This is a genomic window from Enterobacter sp. RHBSTW-00901 (assembly GCF_014103115.1).
GTDB lineage: Bacteria > Pseudomonadota > Gammaproteobacteria > Enterobacterales > Enterobacteriaceae > Enterobacter > Enterobacter cloacae_P.
Genome location: NZ_JABXPB010000001.1, coordinates 1,509,521 through 1,525,611, shown reverse-complemented (window position 1 = coordinate 1,525,611; position 16,091 = coordinate 1,509,521). Strand labels below are relative to the sequence as shown.

Here is a 16,091-nt window from a genome sequence, read left to right as displayed (position 1 = left end):
ATTTGCTTTAACCCGATCACGAAATAAAAAAATGCCGGGCGTGCCCGGCAAACTGTTTGAAGGGAGAGAATTAGCGTGTAGTGCCGCGCAGTTTCAGTACGCTCGGTACGAAAACCTGCAGCGGCAGCGCCCGGCCATCGCGGGATTTTTCCAGCAACAGGTTAACGCCCTGGCTGCCCATCATTTCAGAGTGAATACGCACGGTGGAGAGTGGCGGGAAGGTGAAGCGAGCGGTCGGGATATCGTTCACGCTAATCAGCGAGATATCCTCCGGGATCGCCAGCCCTTTCTCATGGATGGCGCGCAATACGCCGATGGCAATGGAGTCGGAGGCCACAAACAGCGCGGAGGGCCAGGTTTTCTGTGACAGCATCATTGTTGCCAGCCCGTAGCCGGAGGAGCTGGAAAAACCACCGCGCCAGATGTCCTGTTCCGATACGACCCCTTTCAGGCGGCCATATTCCACAAAGGCAACTTCACGGATATCGGCTTTGCCTGGTTCATCTTCACCACCGATAAAACCAATGCGCTTAACACCCTGAGCAATAAAGAAATCGATGATCTGTTTGCTGATGCGTGAGAGGTCGATATCTACGGCATCGTACTCGCTGCCCGGTTCGTGAAAGTCGATAAAGCAGACGTTGTCAGTCAACGCGGTTGCCGCACTCCGGATGGCCGGGGACGGTTTGCCGACAATCAACACGCCGGTGAGCTTTTTAATGTCTGGCAGAGTGGCAAAGGCATAGCAGTTACTTAGCTCAACACCCAGTTTTTCACACTGCGTCTCGATACCGTGGCGGATGGCAAGGTAGTACGGGTCGTTAATTTCCAGCTCTTGCTGGTAGCTGTACAGCGCCAGGATATGTTGCTGACCGGTGGTACCTGCCTGCATTTTTCGGGATGTGCTGCTCTTGTACTCCAGCTTCTCGGCAATCTCCAGAATGCGGTGTTTGGTCTCTTCTTTTACATTCAGTGTTGGGTCGTCATTGAGAACCCGGGACACCGTTGCCAGTGAGACGCCAGCCTCCGTCGCAATGTCTTTGAGCGTTGCCATGTTTTTCCTTATTCCCCACGTTTTATCCCATTGTAAAGGATGCGTTCGGACATGCATCTGTTTTTAGTAAATTTCCCGGCGGTTGCCTTGGGCAAATGGTGTGCTAGTATTTAGTAAAATTTTACTAAGGAGTGATAATGGAAACGATAGCCTACGATGACTTTGCAAAGCTGGAGATCCGTGTAGGGACGATTGTGGACGTCAAACGCCACGCTAATGCCGACAAGCTCTATATCGCGCAGATAGAGGTGGGTGGTAAAACGCTGCAAACCGTCACCAGCCTGGTACCCTATTACCGGGAAGAGGAGTTGATGGGGAAAACCGTGGTGGTGTTATGCAATCTGGCCAAGGCCAAAATGCGCGGCGAAACCTCCGAATGCATGCTGCTCTGTGCTGAAACCGATGATGCCAGTGAAAGCGTATTGTTAACGCCGGAGCGGGTGATGCCGGCTGGTGTGCGGGTGGTATAAAAAAAGCCGGGTGGAGGCTACGCCTTACCCGGCCTGCAAAACGACAGTTCCGGTGTTACATAATGCTCAATGCCTGCTCAACCACGTTCTCAACGGTAAAGCCAAAATACGGGAACAATTTATCGGCAGGAGCCGATTCACCGTAACCCCGCATCCCGACAATCGCGCCTTTCAGCCCGACATATTTATACCAGTAGTCGGCAATACCGGCCTCAACCGCCACGCGAGCCGCGACGTTTGTGGGTAAAACCGATTCACGGTAGGCCTCGTCCTGGGCGTCAAAAATATCGGTTGAAGGCAGGGAAACCACGCGCACGGTGTGACCTTCGGCGGTCAGTTTCTCCGCCGCTTTCACCGTGATTTCCACTTCAGAACCGGTGGCAATCAGAATGACGTCCGGTTTGCCGCCGCTGTCTTTCAGGATGTACCCGCCACGGGCGATGTTTTTGACCTGCTCCGGCGTGCGTTCCATCTGCGTCAGGTTCTGACGCGACAGGATCAGCGCCGTTGGCCCGCTGTGGCGCTCAACCGCCAGTTTCCAGCCCACTGCTGCTTCGACCTGATCGCACGGACGCCAGGTGCTGAAATTAGGCGTCAGACGCAGGCTTGCCAGCTGCTCGACCGCCTGGTGCGTCGGGCCATCTTCGCCCAGACCAATCGAATCGTGGGTGTAGACCATAATTTGCCGCGCTTTCATTAACGCCGCCATACGCGCTGCGTTACGGGCATACTCCACAAACATCAGGAAGGTGGCGGTATAAGGTACAAAACCACCGTGGTGGGCGATACCGTTGGCAATGGCGGTCATCCCAAACTCACGCACGCCGTAATGGATATAATTCCCGGCACTATTTTCCGTCAGGGATTTCGAGCCAGACCAGATAGTCAGGTTGCTGGGAGCCAGATCCGCCGAACCGCCCAGCAGTTCGGGCAGAATTGGTCCGATGGCGTTCAGCGTGTTTTGTGACGCCTTACGGGTGGCAATTTTTGCCGGGCTGGACTGCAGATTTTCAATCAGCGCCTGGGTTTTCGCTGCCCAGTCCTCCGGCAACCCTCCGCTCATGCGGCGGGAAAATTCGGCGGCCAAATCCGGGTGTGCTTTTTTGTAGGCGGCAAATTTCTCGTTCCAGGCGTGCTGAACCTTTTCACCTTCTTCACGGGCATCCCACGCTCTGTAGATCTCTTTTGGGATCTCAAAAGCGGGATATTTCCAGCCCAGTTTCAGCCGGGTCAGCGCCACTTCCTCTTCACCCAGCGCTGCGCCGTGCGCTTCTTCTTTACCCGCCTTGTTCGGTGAGCCGAAACCAATTACCGTGCGGCAGATAATCAGCGACGGTTTGTCCTTCACGCTTTGTGCCTCAAGAATCGCTTTTTTCACCGCGTCAGGATCGTGACCATCAATGTCATGCACCACGTGCCAGTGATACGCCTCAAACCGTTTTGCTGTATCGTCGGTAAACCAGCCTTCGGTTTCCCCGTCGATGGAGATGCCATTGTGATCGTAAAAACCGATCAGCTTGCCCAGCCCCAGCGTGCCCGCAAGAGAACATACCTCGTGCGAAATCCCCTCCATCAGACAGCCGTCGCCCATAAACACGTACGTGTAGTGATCGACAATGTCGTGCCCTGGCTGGTTGAACTGTGCGCCCAGCGTGCGTTCGGCAATCGCCATTCCAACCGCATTCGCTAACCCCTGGCCGAGCGGCCCGGTGGTCGTTTCAACGCCCGGCGTATAGCCGATCTCCGGGTGGCCTGGTGTTTTCGAATGTAGCTGGCGGAAGTTTTTTAGCTCTTCAAGAGGAAGGTCATAACCGGACAGGTGTAGCAGGCTGTAGAGCAGCATTGACGCGTGACCATTGGAGAGAATAAAACGGTCACGGTCGTACCAGGTGGGATCGTTCGGGTTGTGCTTCAGAAAGTCGTTCCACAACACTTCGGCAATATCTGCCATGCCCATCGGTGCGCCAGGATGGCCGGAATTGGCTTTTTGCACGGCATCCATGCTGAGGGCGCGAATGGCATTGGCAAGCTCTTTACGGGACATAGTTCACTCCGTGGCAAGGTTAAAGTTTGGCGGCGAGAAGATCTTCCAGTTTGCGCTGGTCGACGGCGAACAGGCGGATGCCTTCCGCCAGTTTATCCACGGCCATCGCGTCCTGATTGTGCTCCCAGCGGAACTCCGCTTCGGTCATGGCTTTGGGTTTCGGGAGCACGGTTGAGGAGGGCACCAGCTTGCGCACCACCGTCTCTTCTTTTTCCTGCAACTCTTTGAGCAGGTTAGGGGAGATAGTCAGGCGGTCACAGCCTGCCAGCGCCAGGATTTGCTCGGTACGACGGAAGCTGGCTCCCATTACGATGGTGTTATAGCGGTGCAGTTTGAAGTAGTCGTAGATATTGCGAACCGATTTTACGCCGGGGTCTTCATCCACCACATACGGATCCATCGGCTGTTTAGCCTGATACCAGTCGTAGATACGTCCGACAAAAGGTGAGACGAGGAACACGCCCGCTTCCGCGCAGGCGCGAGCCTGAGCAAACGAGAACAGCAGCGTCAGGTTACAGTGGATACCCTCTTTTTCCAGGATTTCTGCAGCGCGAATTCCTTCCCAGGTTGAGGCGAGCTTAATCAGAATGCGCGACTTATCAATACCCTGCTCCTGGTAGAGTTCGACAAGATGACGGGCTTTGCTGATGCTCTTTTCTTTATCAAAGGAGAGGCGAGCATCGACTTCAGTCGACACGCGTCCCGGAATGCTTTTCAGAATTTCGGTACCGAAATTAACGGCCAGTTTGTCGCTGGCCTCGATGACCTTCTGCTCCTGTGTTTTCCCGCGCTGTTTACCGTAGGCAATGGCGTCATCAATCAGATGACTAAAATGAGCACGCCCTGCCGCTTTGAGCAGCAGCGAGGGGTTCGTGGTCGCATCTTCAGGCTGATAGTGACGAATCGACTCAATATCGCCGCTGTCGGCGACCACGGTGGTGAATTGTTTGATGCCATCTAGTTGGTTCATAAGTAATTACTCCATGGAAATAAAAGACTTACCCGAGTGCGTTAGTTCACACTTCTGAAAAATGCATGATGGACTTAACAAAAAAAGCATAGCAGACGGGGGAGGCATTGCGCCCTGAGACGGGTAACATGCCAGTTATAAATTGATAACAATTTTTGTGCTGCAATGGTGAGAGTTTGGCGGCCTTCAAAGTTTGTGAGGCTGCCTGCGGCGATACTATGTGGCACCCCAGGGTGTGGCATCAGGATCGTAAACATCACCCTTTTTGACCGAAACGTGAAAGGAATAACAAGATGGATGAGCAGTTGAAGCAAAGTGCCCTCGATTTTCACGAGTTTCCTGTCCCGGGCAAAATTCAGGTTTCCCCAACTAAACCGCTGGCAACCCAGCGCGATCTGGCGCTGGCCTATTCGCCAGGCGTGGCGGCTCCTTGCCTTGAAATCGAAAAAGATCCGCTGGCAGCCTACAAATACACCGCGCGCGGCAACCTGGTGGCGGTTATTTCTAACGGCACGGCGGTGCTGGGCTTAGGTAACATCGGCGCACTGGCCGGTAAGCCGGTTATGGAAGGGAAGGGCGTTCTGTTCAAAAAATTCGCCGGTATTGACGTGTTTGATATCGAGGTGGATGAGCTCAATCCCGACAAATTCATCGACGTGGTGGCCGCTCTGGAGCCAACGTTTGGTGGTATTAACCTCGAAGACATCAAAGCGCCGGAATGTTTTTACATTGAGCAGAAACTGCGTGAACGTATGAACATTCCCGTGTTCCATGATGACCAGCACGGTACGGCGATTATCAGCACGGCGGCCATTCTGAACGGCCTGCGGGTGGTGGAGAAAAATCTCTCTGACGTGCGCATGGTGGTGTCCGGTGCGGGTGCGGCGGCTATCGCCTGTATGAACCTGCTGGTGGCGCTTGGGATGCAGAAACACAATATTGTGGTCTGTGACTCCAAAGGCGTTATTTATAAAGGCCGCGAGCCGAACATGGCGGAAACCAAAGCGGCCTACGCGGTGGAAGACGACGGCAAGCGTACGCTGGACGACGTGATTGACGGCGCGGACATCTTCCTCGGCTGTTCTGGCCCGAAAGTGTTGACTCAGTCAATGGTGCAGAAAATGGCGCGTACGCCAATGATTCTGGCACTGGCTAACCCTGAACCGGAAATTCTGCCGCCGCTGGCTAAAGCGGTGCGTGAAGATGCCATTATCTGTACTGGTCGTTCGGACTACCCGAACCAGGTGAACAACGTGCTCTGCTTCCCGTTCATCTTCCGTGGTGCGCTGGACGTTGGTGCGACGGCTATCAACGAAGAGATGAAGCTGGCAGCCGTTCGTGCTATTGCTGAACTGGCCCACGCCGAGCAGAGCGAAGTGGTCGCCTCGGCGTATGGCGATCAGGATCTGAGCTTCGGCCCGGATTACATTATTCCAAAACCGTTCGACCCGCGTCTGATCGTAAAAATTGCGCCAGCGGTCGCTAAAGCGGCGATGGATTCCGGCGTGGCAACACGTCCAATTCAGGATTTCGACGCCTACGTCGATAAGCTCACCGAGTTTGTCTACAAAACCAACCTGTTTATGAAGCCGATCTTCTCTCAGGCACGTACCGACGCGAAGCGTGTGGTGCTGGCAGAAGGGGAAGAGGCGCGTGTGCTGCATGCCACTCAGGAGCTGATTACTCTGGGGCTGGCGAAGCCGATCCTGATTGGTCGTCCGAGCGTCATCGAGATGCGTATCCAGAAGCTGGGGCTGCAAATCAAGCCGGGCGTTGATTTTGAGATCGTGAACAACGAATCCGATCCACGCTTCAAAGAGTACTGGAGTGAGTACTACACCATCATGAAACGTCGCGGGATCACCCAGGAGCAGGCTCAGCGGGCTGTGATCAGCAACACTACGGTGATCGGCGCGATCATGGTTCACCGCGGTGAAGCGGATGCCCTGATCTGCGGTACCGTTGGTGACTATCACGAACATTTCAGCGTGGTGCAGGAGATCTTCGGCTATCGCGAAGGTGTGCATACCGCCGGGGCGATGAACGCGCTGCTGCTGCCAAGCGGTAACACCTTTATTGCTGATACCTACGTTAACGACGATCCCTCACCGGAAGAGCTGGCGGAGATCACCGTGATGGCGGCGGAAACTGTGCGTCGCTTTGGTATCGAGCCGAAAGTGGCGTTGCTGTCGCACTCGAACTTTGGTTCATCTAAATCACCGGCGGCCTGCAAAATGCGTCAGACGCTGGAGCTGGTGCGTGAGCGTGCGCCGGAGCTGATGATTGACGGCGAGATGCACGGCGATGCTGCGCTGGTAGAAAGCATTCGTAATGAACGTATGCCGGACAGCCCGCTGCGAGGCTCAGCGAACGTGCTGATTATGCCGAACGTGGAAGCCGCGCGTATCAGCTATAACCTGCTGCGCGTTTCCAGCTCTGAAGGGGTCACCGTTGGGCCGGTACTGATGGGTGTGGCAAAACCGGTTCACGTGTTAACGCCGATTGCTTCCGTGCGCCGTATCGTGAACATGGTGGCACTGGCAGTGGTTGAGGCGCAGACGCAGCCGCTGTAACTTCGTTACCCCTCTCCCCAAAGGGGTGAGGGGTAACGTGTGTTTAAACCCAGTCCCGAACCTTTATAAACTCACTTAAGGCAGCCTCCGGGCTGCCTTCTTTTGGCTCGAAATTATACTCCCAGCGTACCAGCGGCGGCATCGACATCAGAATCGATTCCGTGCGTCCGCCCGTTTGCAGGCCGAATAACGTGCCGCGATCCCACACCAGATTGAACTCGACATAGCGTCCGCGACGGTAGAGCTGGAACTCGCGCTCACGTACGCCGTAGTCGGTGTTTTTACGGCGCTCGACGACAGGCAGATAAGCGTCGGTATACCCCTGACCTACTGCCTGCATAAAGCGGAATGCGGTATCAAAATCCGGCGTATTCAGATCGTCAAAGAACAGCCCGCCAATACCACGTTGCTCGTCACGGTGCTTCAAATAGAAATAATCATCGCACCACTTTTTATATTTTGGGTAAACGTCTTCACCAAACGGCAGACAGAGGTCGCGCGCGGTGGTGTGCCAGTGTACGGCGTCCTCTTCAAAGCCATAGTAGGGTGTTAAGTCAAAACCACCACCAAACCACCACACCGGATCGGCTCCCGGTTTTTCCGCAATGAAAAAGCGCACGTTGGCGTGGCTGGTCGGGACAAACGGGTTATGCGGATGTACGACCAGAGAAACGCCCATCGCTTCGAAACTGCGGCCTGCCAGCTCAGGACGGTGCGCCGTGGCGGAGGCGGGCATGGCATCGCCGTGAACGTGGGAGAAATTGCCCCCTGCCTGCTCAAAGATGCCGCCGTTACGCAGCACGCGGCTACGTCCGCCACCACCCGCTTCACGCTGCCAGTTATCTTCCTGGAATTCAGCGCCGTCTGCGGCGGCCAGTTTCTGGCAAATCTCATCCTGCAACTGCAGCAGGAATGTTTTGACCAGTTGTGCATTGGGTTTCATCAACGTTTCCTGGAGTGCGCTTTCTGGTTATCGAACCAGTTGAAATAACTGATTATCCCGGAGGCGATGGCGTTGGCGATCTTCTGGCGAAATGCCGTGGTACCGAGCAGACGCTCTTCTTCCGGGTTAGTAATAAAAGAAGTTTCGACCAGCACCGACGGAATCGACGGCGATTTCAGTACCACAAACGCGGCCTGTTCGGTGCCTTTACTGTGCAGTCGGTGCACTGGCTTAATCTTCTTCAGAATGTGCGAACCGAGCGTCAGGCTGTTTTTAATGGTGTCCGTCTGAACGAGGTCAAACAGTACCTGTTGTAACAGGTGATCTTTATCAGTGGCTTTTTTCCCGGCCACTTCATCTGCCCGGTTTTCGCGATCGGAGAGATATTTTGCCATCGCGCTACTGGCCCCGCGGTTGGAGAGTGCAAACACCGATGCACCCGCCGCCGATGGGTTGGTAAAGCCGTCTGCGTGAATCGACATAAACAGGTCTGCACCGTGCTGGTGGGCAATTTCCACGCGGTCATACAGCGGAATGAAGGTGTCGCCAGAGCGTGTCAGACGGGCGTCAATGCCGTTGCTGCGTAAAATTGCGCGCACATTTTTTGCAATTGCCAGTACGACATGTTTTTCTTTAGCGCCGTTTTTGCCAATCGCACCGGTATCAATGCCGCCGTGGCCCGGATCGAGCATGACAACGCGTTTCGCACCGGTTTTTTTCGCCTTCGGTTTGCTGTGTCCATTACTGGTTTTAAGCGTGCTCTCTTCTTTTGCCTGAGCCTGCTTTGCGATGCCTGTTAACGTTAAGGCCGCCAGCCCCGCTTTGAGAACCTGACGACGCGATGTGAGTGCTTTTAATGGTTTGAATGTGCTCATGCGGCCTGAATTGAAAAAATTGGGATCCTGGTGTTATATCGTATCTCGATTAACGTTACGACAATCCTTACCTGGGAATTGTTTTACTTTTCATTTCAATACGTGACAAAGTGACATTATGCCAAATTTTGGCGAGATTTTCCCCGATTATTGGATAAACGTGGCGTTCGCGTCATAATCACTGTTTTTAAACCCGAAAAGGCGGTTAATACCATGGAGATACGCGTTTTTCGCCAGGAAGATTTCGAAGAGGTGATCACCCTTTGGGAGCGCTGCGATCTGCTGCGTCCGTGGAACGACCCGGAAATGGACATCGAGCGTAAGGTGAATCACGACGTCAGTCTGTTCCTGGTTGCGGAAGTCAACGGTGAGGTGGTCGGTACCGTGATGGGTGGTTATGACGGTCATCGTGGCTCGGCCTATTATCTGGGTGTCCACCCGGAATACCGGGGGCGCGGTATCGCCAATGCGCTGCTCAATCGTCTGGAAAAGAAACTGATTGCCCGTGGTTGCCCGAAAATTCAGATCATGGTGCGGGAAGATAACGATGTGGTGCTGGGCATGTATGAACGCCTGGGCTATGAGCATTCTGACGTGCTGAGCCTGGGCAAGCGTTTGATCGAAGATGAAGAATACTGATATCCATCCGGCAGACTATGACGCGCAGGGGCGTGTCAGGCTGCCTTTTTTATTCTGGTGCGTGCTGCTGTTGCAGGCACGAACCTGGGTGTTGTTTGTGATGGCGGGGGCGTCGCGCGGGCAGGGTGATACATTACTGACGCTCTTCTATCCCGATCACAATGCGTTCTGGTGGGGGTTATTGCCGGGTGTGCCTGCGGTACTGGCATTTTTGTGCAGCGGGCGACGGCATATGATCCCCCGTCTGTGGGGGGCGCTGCGTGGGTTGCTTATTCTCGCGCAAATTGCGCTGCTGTGCTGGCAGCCCGTGCTCTGGCTGTCCGGCGAACCCCTCACGGGAATGGGTATTGCGCTGGTGGTGGCGGATATTGTGGCGCTGATGTGGCTACTCACTAACCCGCGTCTGCGCGCCTGTTTTACACCAGAGTCAGATTAAGCGGCACTTTTTGTCGATGCCGTACTCCAACAAGCGTTGATTTAACAAGAAAGGACGTTTCAATGAAATCGCTGCGTTTACTTTTATGCGCTCTTCCGCTGGCATTAACCGGCTGTTCAACGCTTTCGTCGATCAACTGGTCGGCGGCTTATCCGTGGAACTGGTTTGGCTCTTCAATGGAAGTGACCGAGCAGGGTGTGGGTAAAATTACCGCCACGACGGCGCTGGATCAGGACGCCATACAGGATGCCCTGAGCAGCGACTACCGTCTGCGAAGCGGCATGAAAACCGAAAATGGCAACATTGTGCGCTATTTCGAAGCGATGAAGGGCGACAAGCTGGCGCTGGTGATTAACGGTGACAAAGGTATGGTAAACCGCATTGCGGTACTGGATGAAAATATCCCGACGGCAGGCGGCGTGAAAGTGGGCACACCGTTTAGCGATCTCTATAAACAGGCCTTCGGCAACTGCACCAGTGCCCCTTCTGACAACAAGGTTGCGGTGGAATGTAAGGCCGAAGGTAGTCAGCATATCAGCTACCTTTTCACCGGAACCTGGAGCGGCCCGGAAGGGTTGATGCCGTCTGACGATACGCTGAAGAACTGGAAAATCAGTAAAATTATCTGGAAGCAGTAATTTGCGCCTGAGCAAGCCGCCTTGTTGAAATCAGGGTATAATGACCGCCATCAATGCCACGTTGTCGTGGCATCTTTATTTCAGGAGGAGCGATGTCTCAGGTTCAGAGTGGCATTTTGCCAGAACATTGCCGCGCGGCGATTTGGATTGAAGCCAATGTCAAAGGGGACGTGGATGCCCTGCGTGCGGCCAGTAAAGTGTTTATTGATAAACTGGCTTCCTTCCAGGCCAAATTCCCTGACGCCCAACTGGGGGCCGTTGTTGCCTTTGGCAATACTGTCTGGCACCAGCTGAGCGGTGGTGAAGGGGCGGAAGAGCTGAAAGATTTTATCCCTTACGGGAAAGGTCTGGCTCCGGCAACCCAGTACGACGTGCTGATCCATATTCTCTCTTTGCGTCATGACGTGAACTTCTCTGTTGCTCAGGCGGCGGTTGCAGCCTTTGGCGACAGCATTGAGGTGCAGGAAGAGGTCCACGGCTTCCGTTGGGTAGAAGAGCGCGATCTGAGCGGTTTCGTCGACGGGACTGAAAACCCGGCAGGTATTGAGACACGCCGTGAAGTGGCGGTTATTAAAGACGGTGTGGATGCGGGCGGCAGCTACGTGTTCGTCCAGCGCTGGGAGCACAACCTCAATCAGCTTAACCGCATGAGCGTTCACGACCAGGAGATGATGATCGGCCGAACCAAAGAAGCCAACGAAGAGATCGACGGCGACGAGCGTCCGGCAACCTCTCACCTGACCCGCGTTGACCTCAAGGAAAACGGCAAAGGGCTGAAGATTGTCCGCCAGAGCCTGCCGTATGGCACGGCAAGCGGTACTCATGGCCTCTATTTCTGCGCCTACTGCGCGCGTCTGTATAACATTGAACAACAGCTGCTGAGCATGTTCGGTGATACCGACGGCAAGCGTGATGCGATGCTGCGCTTCACCAAACCGGTGACCGGTGGTTACTACTTCGCTCCGTCCGTTGAGCGTCTGCTGACGCTGTAATTGCCTTTCTCCCTCTCCCGGTGGGTTGAGGGATCCCCACAAATTACAGGTTGGCACAGAATACCCCCTCTCCCTTGAGGGAGAGGGCTGGGGTGAGGGGGAACATAAAGCAGTAGTGGTTATTCCGTTCACTTTATGTTGATTGCTACTCTGTAACGACGATACAGGTGAACGTGCCAGGGCGGTTCACCGCCACCGCCCTGGCAACCCGGGCTCCCGGCAGGAAAATCGCCGCTGCGCGGTACCCTCAGCTTATTCCTTCAGGCTTCGGGTCGGGCATTAGCCTGCATCCCTGCAGGCAATGCCCTCTCGGCGCATCCCTGCGCCTCGCCCCGGCCTTACGGAAACGCTTCGGCGATTTTCAGCCGGACCATGGAGTCGCTATAAGTCTTATATTTCAATGAAATAGTTTAATTGCTTAAGAAGAACAAAATTACTGGGGAACCCTCTCCCGGTGGGAGAGGGTTGGGGTGCGGGCAACAGGCCGCACCCTTATTCTCTTTTCTGCTTCTAAATCACCAAACGGTATATAAAACCGTTACTCCTTTCGTCCTCGTTATAAATATTATGACTATAAGATAGTCATCACATTTATAAGGGTGCGCAATGGCCGTTACTGTACTGAAAAAAGGATCTCTGGCGCTGGCGGGTTTACTGCTGGTAGCACAGGCGCAGGCAACTGAGCTGCTGAACAGTTCCTATGATGTATCCCGCGAGCTGTTTGCCGCCCTCAACCCGCCGTTTGAACAGCAGTGGGCAAAAGAGAACAATGGCGACACGCTGACCATCAAACAGTCTCACGCCGGGTCGTCTAAGCAAGCGCTTGCAATCCTTCAGGGGCTGAAGGCGGATGTGGTGACCTATAACCAGGTAACCGATGTGCAGATCCTGCACGACAAAGGCAAGCTGCTCCCTGCTGACTGGCAGAGCCGTCTGCCGAACAACAGTTCGCCGTTCTACTCCACGATGGGCTTCCTGGTACGTAAGGGCAACCCGAAAAATATTCACGACTGGAACGACCTCGTGCGTTCTGACGTGAAGCTGATTTTCCCGAACCCGAAAACCTCCGGTAACGCGCGCTATACCTATTTAGCTGCGTGGGGCGCGGCAGACAAAGCTGACGGTAACGACAAAGCGAAAACTGAACAGTTTATGACTCAGTTCCTGAAAAACGTCGAAGTGTTTGATACCGGTGGTCGCGGTGCGACGACGACTTTCGCAGAACGGGGTCTGGGCGATGTGCTGATTAGCTTTGAATCGGAAGTGAATAACATCCGCAAACAGTATGAAGCGCAGGGCTTTGAGGTTGTGATCCCGAAAACCAACATTCTGGCCGAGTTCCCGGTGGCATGGGTAGATAAAAATGTCCAGGCCAACGGTACAGAGAAGGCGGCGAAAGCCTACCTCAACTATCTGTACAGCCCGCAGGCGCAGACCGTGATCACTGATTACTACTACCGCGTGAACAACCCGGACGTCATGAACAAACTGAAAGATAAATTCCCGCAGACCGGGCTGTTTCGCGTGGAAGACCATTTCGGCTCCTGGCCTGATGTGATGAAAACGCATTTTGCCAGCGGCGGCGAGTTAGACAAATTGCTGGCGGCGGGGCGTAAGTAATGTTTGCAGTATCCACACGACGCGTGCTGCCGGGCTTTACCTTAAGCCTCGGAACCAGCCTGCTGTTTGTCTGCCTGATTTTGCTGTTACCGCTCAGTGCGCTGGTGATGCAGCTCGCGCAGATGAGCTGGTCGCAGTACTGGGAAGTCGTTACCAACCCACAGGTGGTAGCGGCCTATAAAGTGACGCTACTGTCGGCGTTTGTGGCCTCGGTTTTCAACGGTGTGTTCGGCCTGCTGATGGCGTGGATCTTAACCCGCTATCGCTTCCCTGGCCGTACGCTGCTCGACGCGTTAATGGATCTGCCGTTTGCTCTGCCCACTGCCGTCGCCGGTTTAACGCTGGCCTCGCTCTTCTCCGTGAACGGGTTTTACGGCGAGTGGCTGGCGAAGTTTGATATCAAAGTGACTTATACCTGGCTCGGTATCGCGGTGGCGATGGCCTTTACCAGCATCCCGTTTGTGGTTCGTACCGTACAACCGGTGCTGGAAGAGTTAGGCCCGGAATATGAAGAAGCCGCGGAAACGCTGGGTGCCACGCGCTGGCAGAGCTTCCGCAAGGTCGTGCTGCCGGAACTGTCTCCGGCACTGCTGGCGGGCGTGGCGCTGTCGTTTACCCGTAGCCTTGGTGAGTTCGGCGCAATTATCTTTATCGCCGGGAATATCGCGTGGAAAACAGAAGTGACCTCGCTGATGATTTTTGTGCGTTTGCAGGAGTTTGATTATCCGGCGGCGAGTGCCATCGCTTCGGTGATCCTCGCTGCATCGCTGCTGCTGTTGTTCTCGATTAACACTCTGCAAAGTCGCTTTGGTCGACGCGTGGTAGGTCACTGATGGCGGAAGTTACTCAATTGAAGCGCTATGACGCTCCCCGCATTAACTGGGGAAAATGGGTTCTGATTGGTACGGGCGTGCTGGTATCCGCCTTCATCCTTGTCGTGCCAATGGTTTACATCTTTGTTCAGGCGTTCAGCAAAGGGCTGATGCCGGCGCTGGAAAATCTCGCCAACCCGGACATGCTGCACGCCATCTGGCTGACGGTACTGATTGCGCTGATTACCGTCCCGGTCAACCTGGTGTTCGGGACGCTGCTGGCCTGGCTGGTGACGCGCTTTAACTTCCCTGGCCGCCAGCTGTTGTTGACCCTGCTGGATATTCCGTTTGCCGTGTCACCGGTGGTTGCCGGTCTGGTTTACCTGCTGTTTTACGGATCCAACGGCCCGTTGGGTGGCTGGCTGGATGAGCACAACCTGCAGATTATGTTCGCCTGGCCGGGGATGGTGCTGGTGACGGTGTTTGTCACCTGTCCGTTTGTGGTGCGCGAACTGGTGCCGGTGATGTTAAGCCAGGGTAGCAACGAAGACGAAGCGGCGGTTCTGCTGGGGGCGTCCGGCTGGCAGATGTTCCGCCGCGTGACGCTGCCGAACATTCGCTGGGCACTGCTCTACGGCGTGGTCTTGACCAACGCCCGTGCGATTGGTGAATTCGGCGCGGTGTCGGTGGTCTCTGGCTCGATTCGCGGCGAGACGTTGTCGCTGCCGTTACAGATTGAATTACTGGAACAGGACTACAACACCGTCGGTTCCTTTACTGCCGCTGCGTTACTGACGCTGATGGCGATTTTGACCCTGTTTTTAAAGAGTGTGGTGCAGTGGCGTTTAGAGAATCAGGAAAAACGTCAGCACCAGGAGGGAAATCATGAGCATTGAGATTGCCAATATTAAGAAGTCTTTTGGTCGCACCCAGGTGCTGAATGATATCTCACTGGATATCCCCTCCGGACAAATGGTGGCGCTACTGGGGCCGTCTGGCTCCGGTAAAACCACGCTGTTGCGTATTATCGCCGGGCTTGAGCATCAGACCAGCGGGCACATCCGTTTTCACGGTACCGACGTCAGTCGTCTTCATGCCCGCGATCGTAAGGTGGGCTTTGTGTTCCAGCATTACGCACTGTTCCGCCATATGACCGTGTTCGATAACATCGCGTTTGGCCTGACCGTGCTGCCGCGCCGTGAGCGCCCGGATACTGCCACTATTAAAGCGAAGGTGACCAAACTGCTGGAGATGGTGCAGCTTGCTCACCTGGCTGACCGCTTCCCGGCGCAGCTTTCCGGCGGGCAGAAGCAGCGCGTTGCGCTGGCGCGTGCCCTGGCCGTTGAGCCGCAAATCCTGCTGCTGGATGAGCCGTTTGGCGCGCTGGATGCGCAGGTGCGTAAAGAGCTGCGCCGCTGGCTGCGTCAGCTCCATGAAGAACTGCAGTTCACCAGCGTTTTCGTAACCCACGATCAGGAAGAGGCAATGGAAGTCGCTGACCGCGTGGTGGTGATGAGCCAGGGAAATATTGAGCAGGTTGATGAGCCAGAACAGCTCTGGCGCGAACCGGCGACCCGCTTTGTACTGGAGTTTATGGGGGAAGTGAACCGTCTGCAGGGCACCATTCGCGGTGGACAATTCCACGTGGGCGCGCACCGCTGGCCGCTGGGCTACACCTCCGCGCACCAGGGGGCTGTCGATCTGTTCCTGCGTCCGTGGGAAGTGGACGTCAGCCGTCGCACCAGCCTGGATTCACCGTTGCCGGTTCAGGTGCTGGAAGCTAGCCCTAAAGGTCACTACACCCAATTGGTGGTACAACCGCTGGGCTGGTATACCGAGCCGCTGACCGTGGTTATGCGCGACGAAGAGGCTCCGTACCGCGGTGAGCGCCTGTTTGTTGGCCTGCAGCACGCCCGTATTTACCACGGCAATGAGCGTATTGAGACGCGTGAGGATATTGCTCTGGCAGAGTCAGCCTGATAGGTTATTGCGTAGTTTATCGCCCGGTGACGCTGCGCTTGCCGG

15 protein-coding genes are annotated in these 16,091 nt (G+C 55.1%); 10 read left to right on the top strand and 5 right to left on the bottom strand.

The window, feature by feature from the left end; genetic code table 11:
* Positions 1 to 70: 70 nt before the first annotated feature.
* The gene (ebgR, locus tag HV318_RS07365) at positions 71 to 1,054 is read right to left on the bottom strand and encodes a transcriptional regulator EbgR (protein WP_182272221.1); all 984 of its coding nucleotides are present in this window, start codon (positions 1,052 to 1,054) and stop codon (positions 71 to 73) included.
* A gap of 137 nt (positions 1,055 to 1,191) precedes the next feature.
* Between ebgR and HV318_RS07360 the strand changes: the two genes are divergently transcribed.
* Positions 1,192 to 1,524, top strand: coding sequence for a tRNA-binding protein (locus HV318_RS07360; RefSeq protein WP_182272220.1), 333 nt, complete (start codon positions 1,192 to 1,194; stop codon positions 1,522 to 1,524).
* A gap of 55 nt (positions 1,525 to 1,579) precedes the next feature.
* Here the strand turns inward: HV318_RS07360 and tkt are convergent, their stop codons facing one another.
* Positions 1,580 to 3,568, bottom strand: coding sequence for a transketolase (gene tkt / locus HV318_RS07355; RefSeq protein ID WP_182272219.1), 1,989 nt, complete (start codon positions 3,566 to 3,568; stop codon positions 1,580 to 1,582).
* Between the two features lie 19 nt (positions 3,569 to 3,587).
* Positions 3,588 to 4,538, bottom strand: coding sequence for a transaldolase (gene tal / locus HV318_RS07350; protein WP_182272218.1), 951 nt, complete (start codon positions 4,536 to 4,538; stop codon positions 3,588 to 3,590).
* A 293-nt stretch (positions 4,539 to 4,831) separates the two neighbouring features.
* Here tal and maeB point away from each other — a divergent pair, with 293 nt between their 5' ends.
* A complete protein-coding gene (gene maeB / locus HV318_RS07345) occupies positions 4,832 to 7,111 on the top strand; it encodes an NADP-dependent oxaloacetate-decarboxylating malate dehydrogenase (RefSeq protein WP_182272217.1) in 2,280 nt (759 codons plus the stop codon).
* A 43-nt stretch (positions 7,112 to 7,154) separates the two neighbouring features.
* Here the strand turns inward: maeB and hemF are convergent, their stop codons facing one another.
* Positions 7,155 to 8,054: an oxygen-dependent coproporphyrinogen oxidase gene (gene hemF, locus HV318_RS07340; protein WP_182272216.1), complete on the bottom strand. Its 900-nt coding sequence runs from the start codon at positions 8,052 to 8,054 to the stop codon at positions 7,155 to 7,157.
* Positions 8,054 to 8,929, bottom strand: coding sequence for an N-acetylmuramoyl-L-alanine amidase AmiA (gene amiA / locus HV318_RS07335; protein WP_182272215.1), 876 nt, complete (start codon positions 8,927 to 8,929; stop codon positions 8,054 to 8,056). Before amiA ends, hemF begins: the two co-directional genes overlap by 1 nt.
* Positions 8,930 to 9,142: 213 nt before the next feature.
* On the opposite strand from amiA, the gene HV318_RS07330 reads away from it, so the two are divergent.
* The 8 genes from HV318_RS07330 (at position 9,143) to cysA (ending at position 16,046) form a co-directional block, all read left to right on the top strand.
* Entirely contained in the window at positions 9,143 to 9,568 is a 426-nt protein-coding gene (locus tag HV318_RS07330) for a GNAT family acetyltransferase (RefSeq protein ID WP_023308738.1), read from the top strand.
* Positions 9,555 to 10,004 carry a DUF2919 domain-containing protein gene (locus HV318_RS07325; RefSeq protein WP_182272214.1) on the top strand — a complete coding sequence of 150 codons (450 nt, stop codon included), beginning with the start codon at positions 9,555 to 9,557 and terminating at the stop codon, positions 10,002 to 10,004. Before HV318_RS07330 ends, HV318_RS07325 begins: the two co-directional genes overlap by 14 nt.
* Before the next feature lie 62 nt (positions 10,005 to 10,066).
* Entirely contained in the window at positions 10,067 to 10,642 is a 576-nt protein-coding gene (locus tag HV318_RS07320) for an RpoE-regulated lipoprotein (RefSeq protein ID WP_182272213.1), read from the top strand.
* Positions 10,643 to 10,734: 92 nt separating this feature from the next.
* A complete protein-coding gene (locus HV318_RS07315; RefSeq protein WP_182272212.1) occupies positions 10,735 to 11,634 on the top strand; it encodes a Dyp-type peroxidase in 900 nt (299 codons plus the stop codon).
* 606 nt (positions 11,635 to 12,240) lie between these two features.
* Complete coding sequence (cysP, locus tag HV318_RS07310; protein ID WP_182272211.1) at positions 12,241 to 13,254, top strand: sulfate ABC transporter substrate-binding protein; 1,014 nt, start codon at positions 12,241 to 12,243, stop codon at positions 13,252 to 13,254.
* Positions 13,254 to 14,087 carry a sulfate/thiosulfate ABC transporter permease CysT gene (cysT, locus tag HV318_RS07305; protein WP_182272210.1) on the top strand — a complete coding sequence of 278 codons (834 nt, stop codon included), beginning with the start codon at positions 13,254 to 13,256 and terminating at the stop codon, positions 14,085 to 14,087. The genes cysP and cysT overlap by 1 nt, the downstream gene beginning before the upstream one ends.
* Positions 14,087 to 14,962: a sulfate/thiosulfate ABC transporter permease CysW gene (gene cysW, locus HV318_RS07300; RefSeq protein WP_182272209.1), complete on the top strand. Its 876-nt coding sequence runs from the start codon at positions 14,087 to 14,089 to the stop codon at positions 14,960 to 14,962. The genes cysT and cysW overlap by 1 nt, the downstream gene beginning before the upstream one ends.
* Entirely contained in the window at positions 14,952 to 16,046 is a 1,095-nt protein-coding gene (gene cysA / locus HV318_RS07295; protein ID WP_182272208.1) for a sulfate/thiosulfate ABC transporter ATP-binding protein CysA, read from the top strand. Before cysW ends, cysA begins: the two co-directional genes overlap by 11 nt.
* Positions 16,047 to 16,091 lie beyond the last annotated feature (45 nt).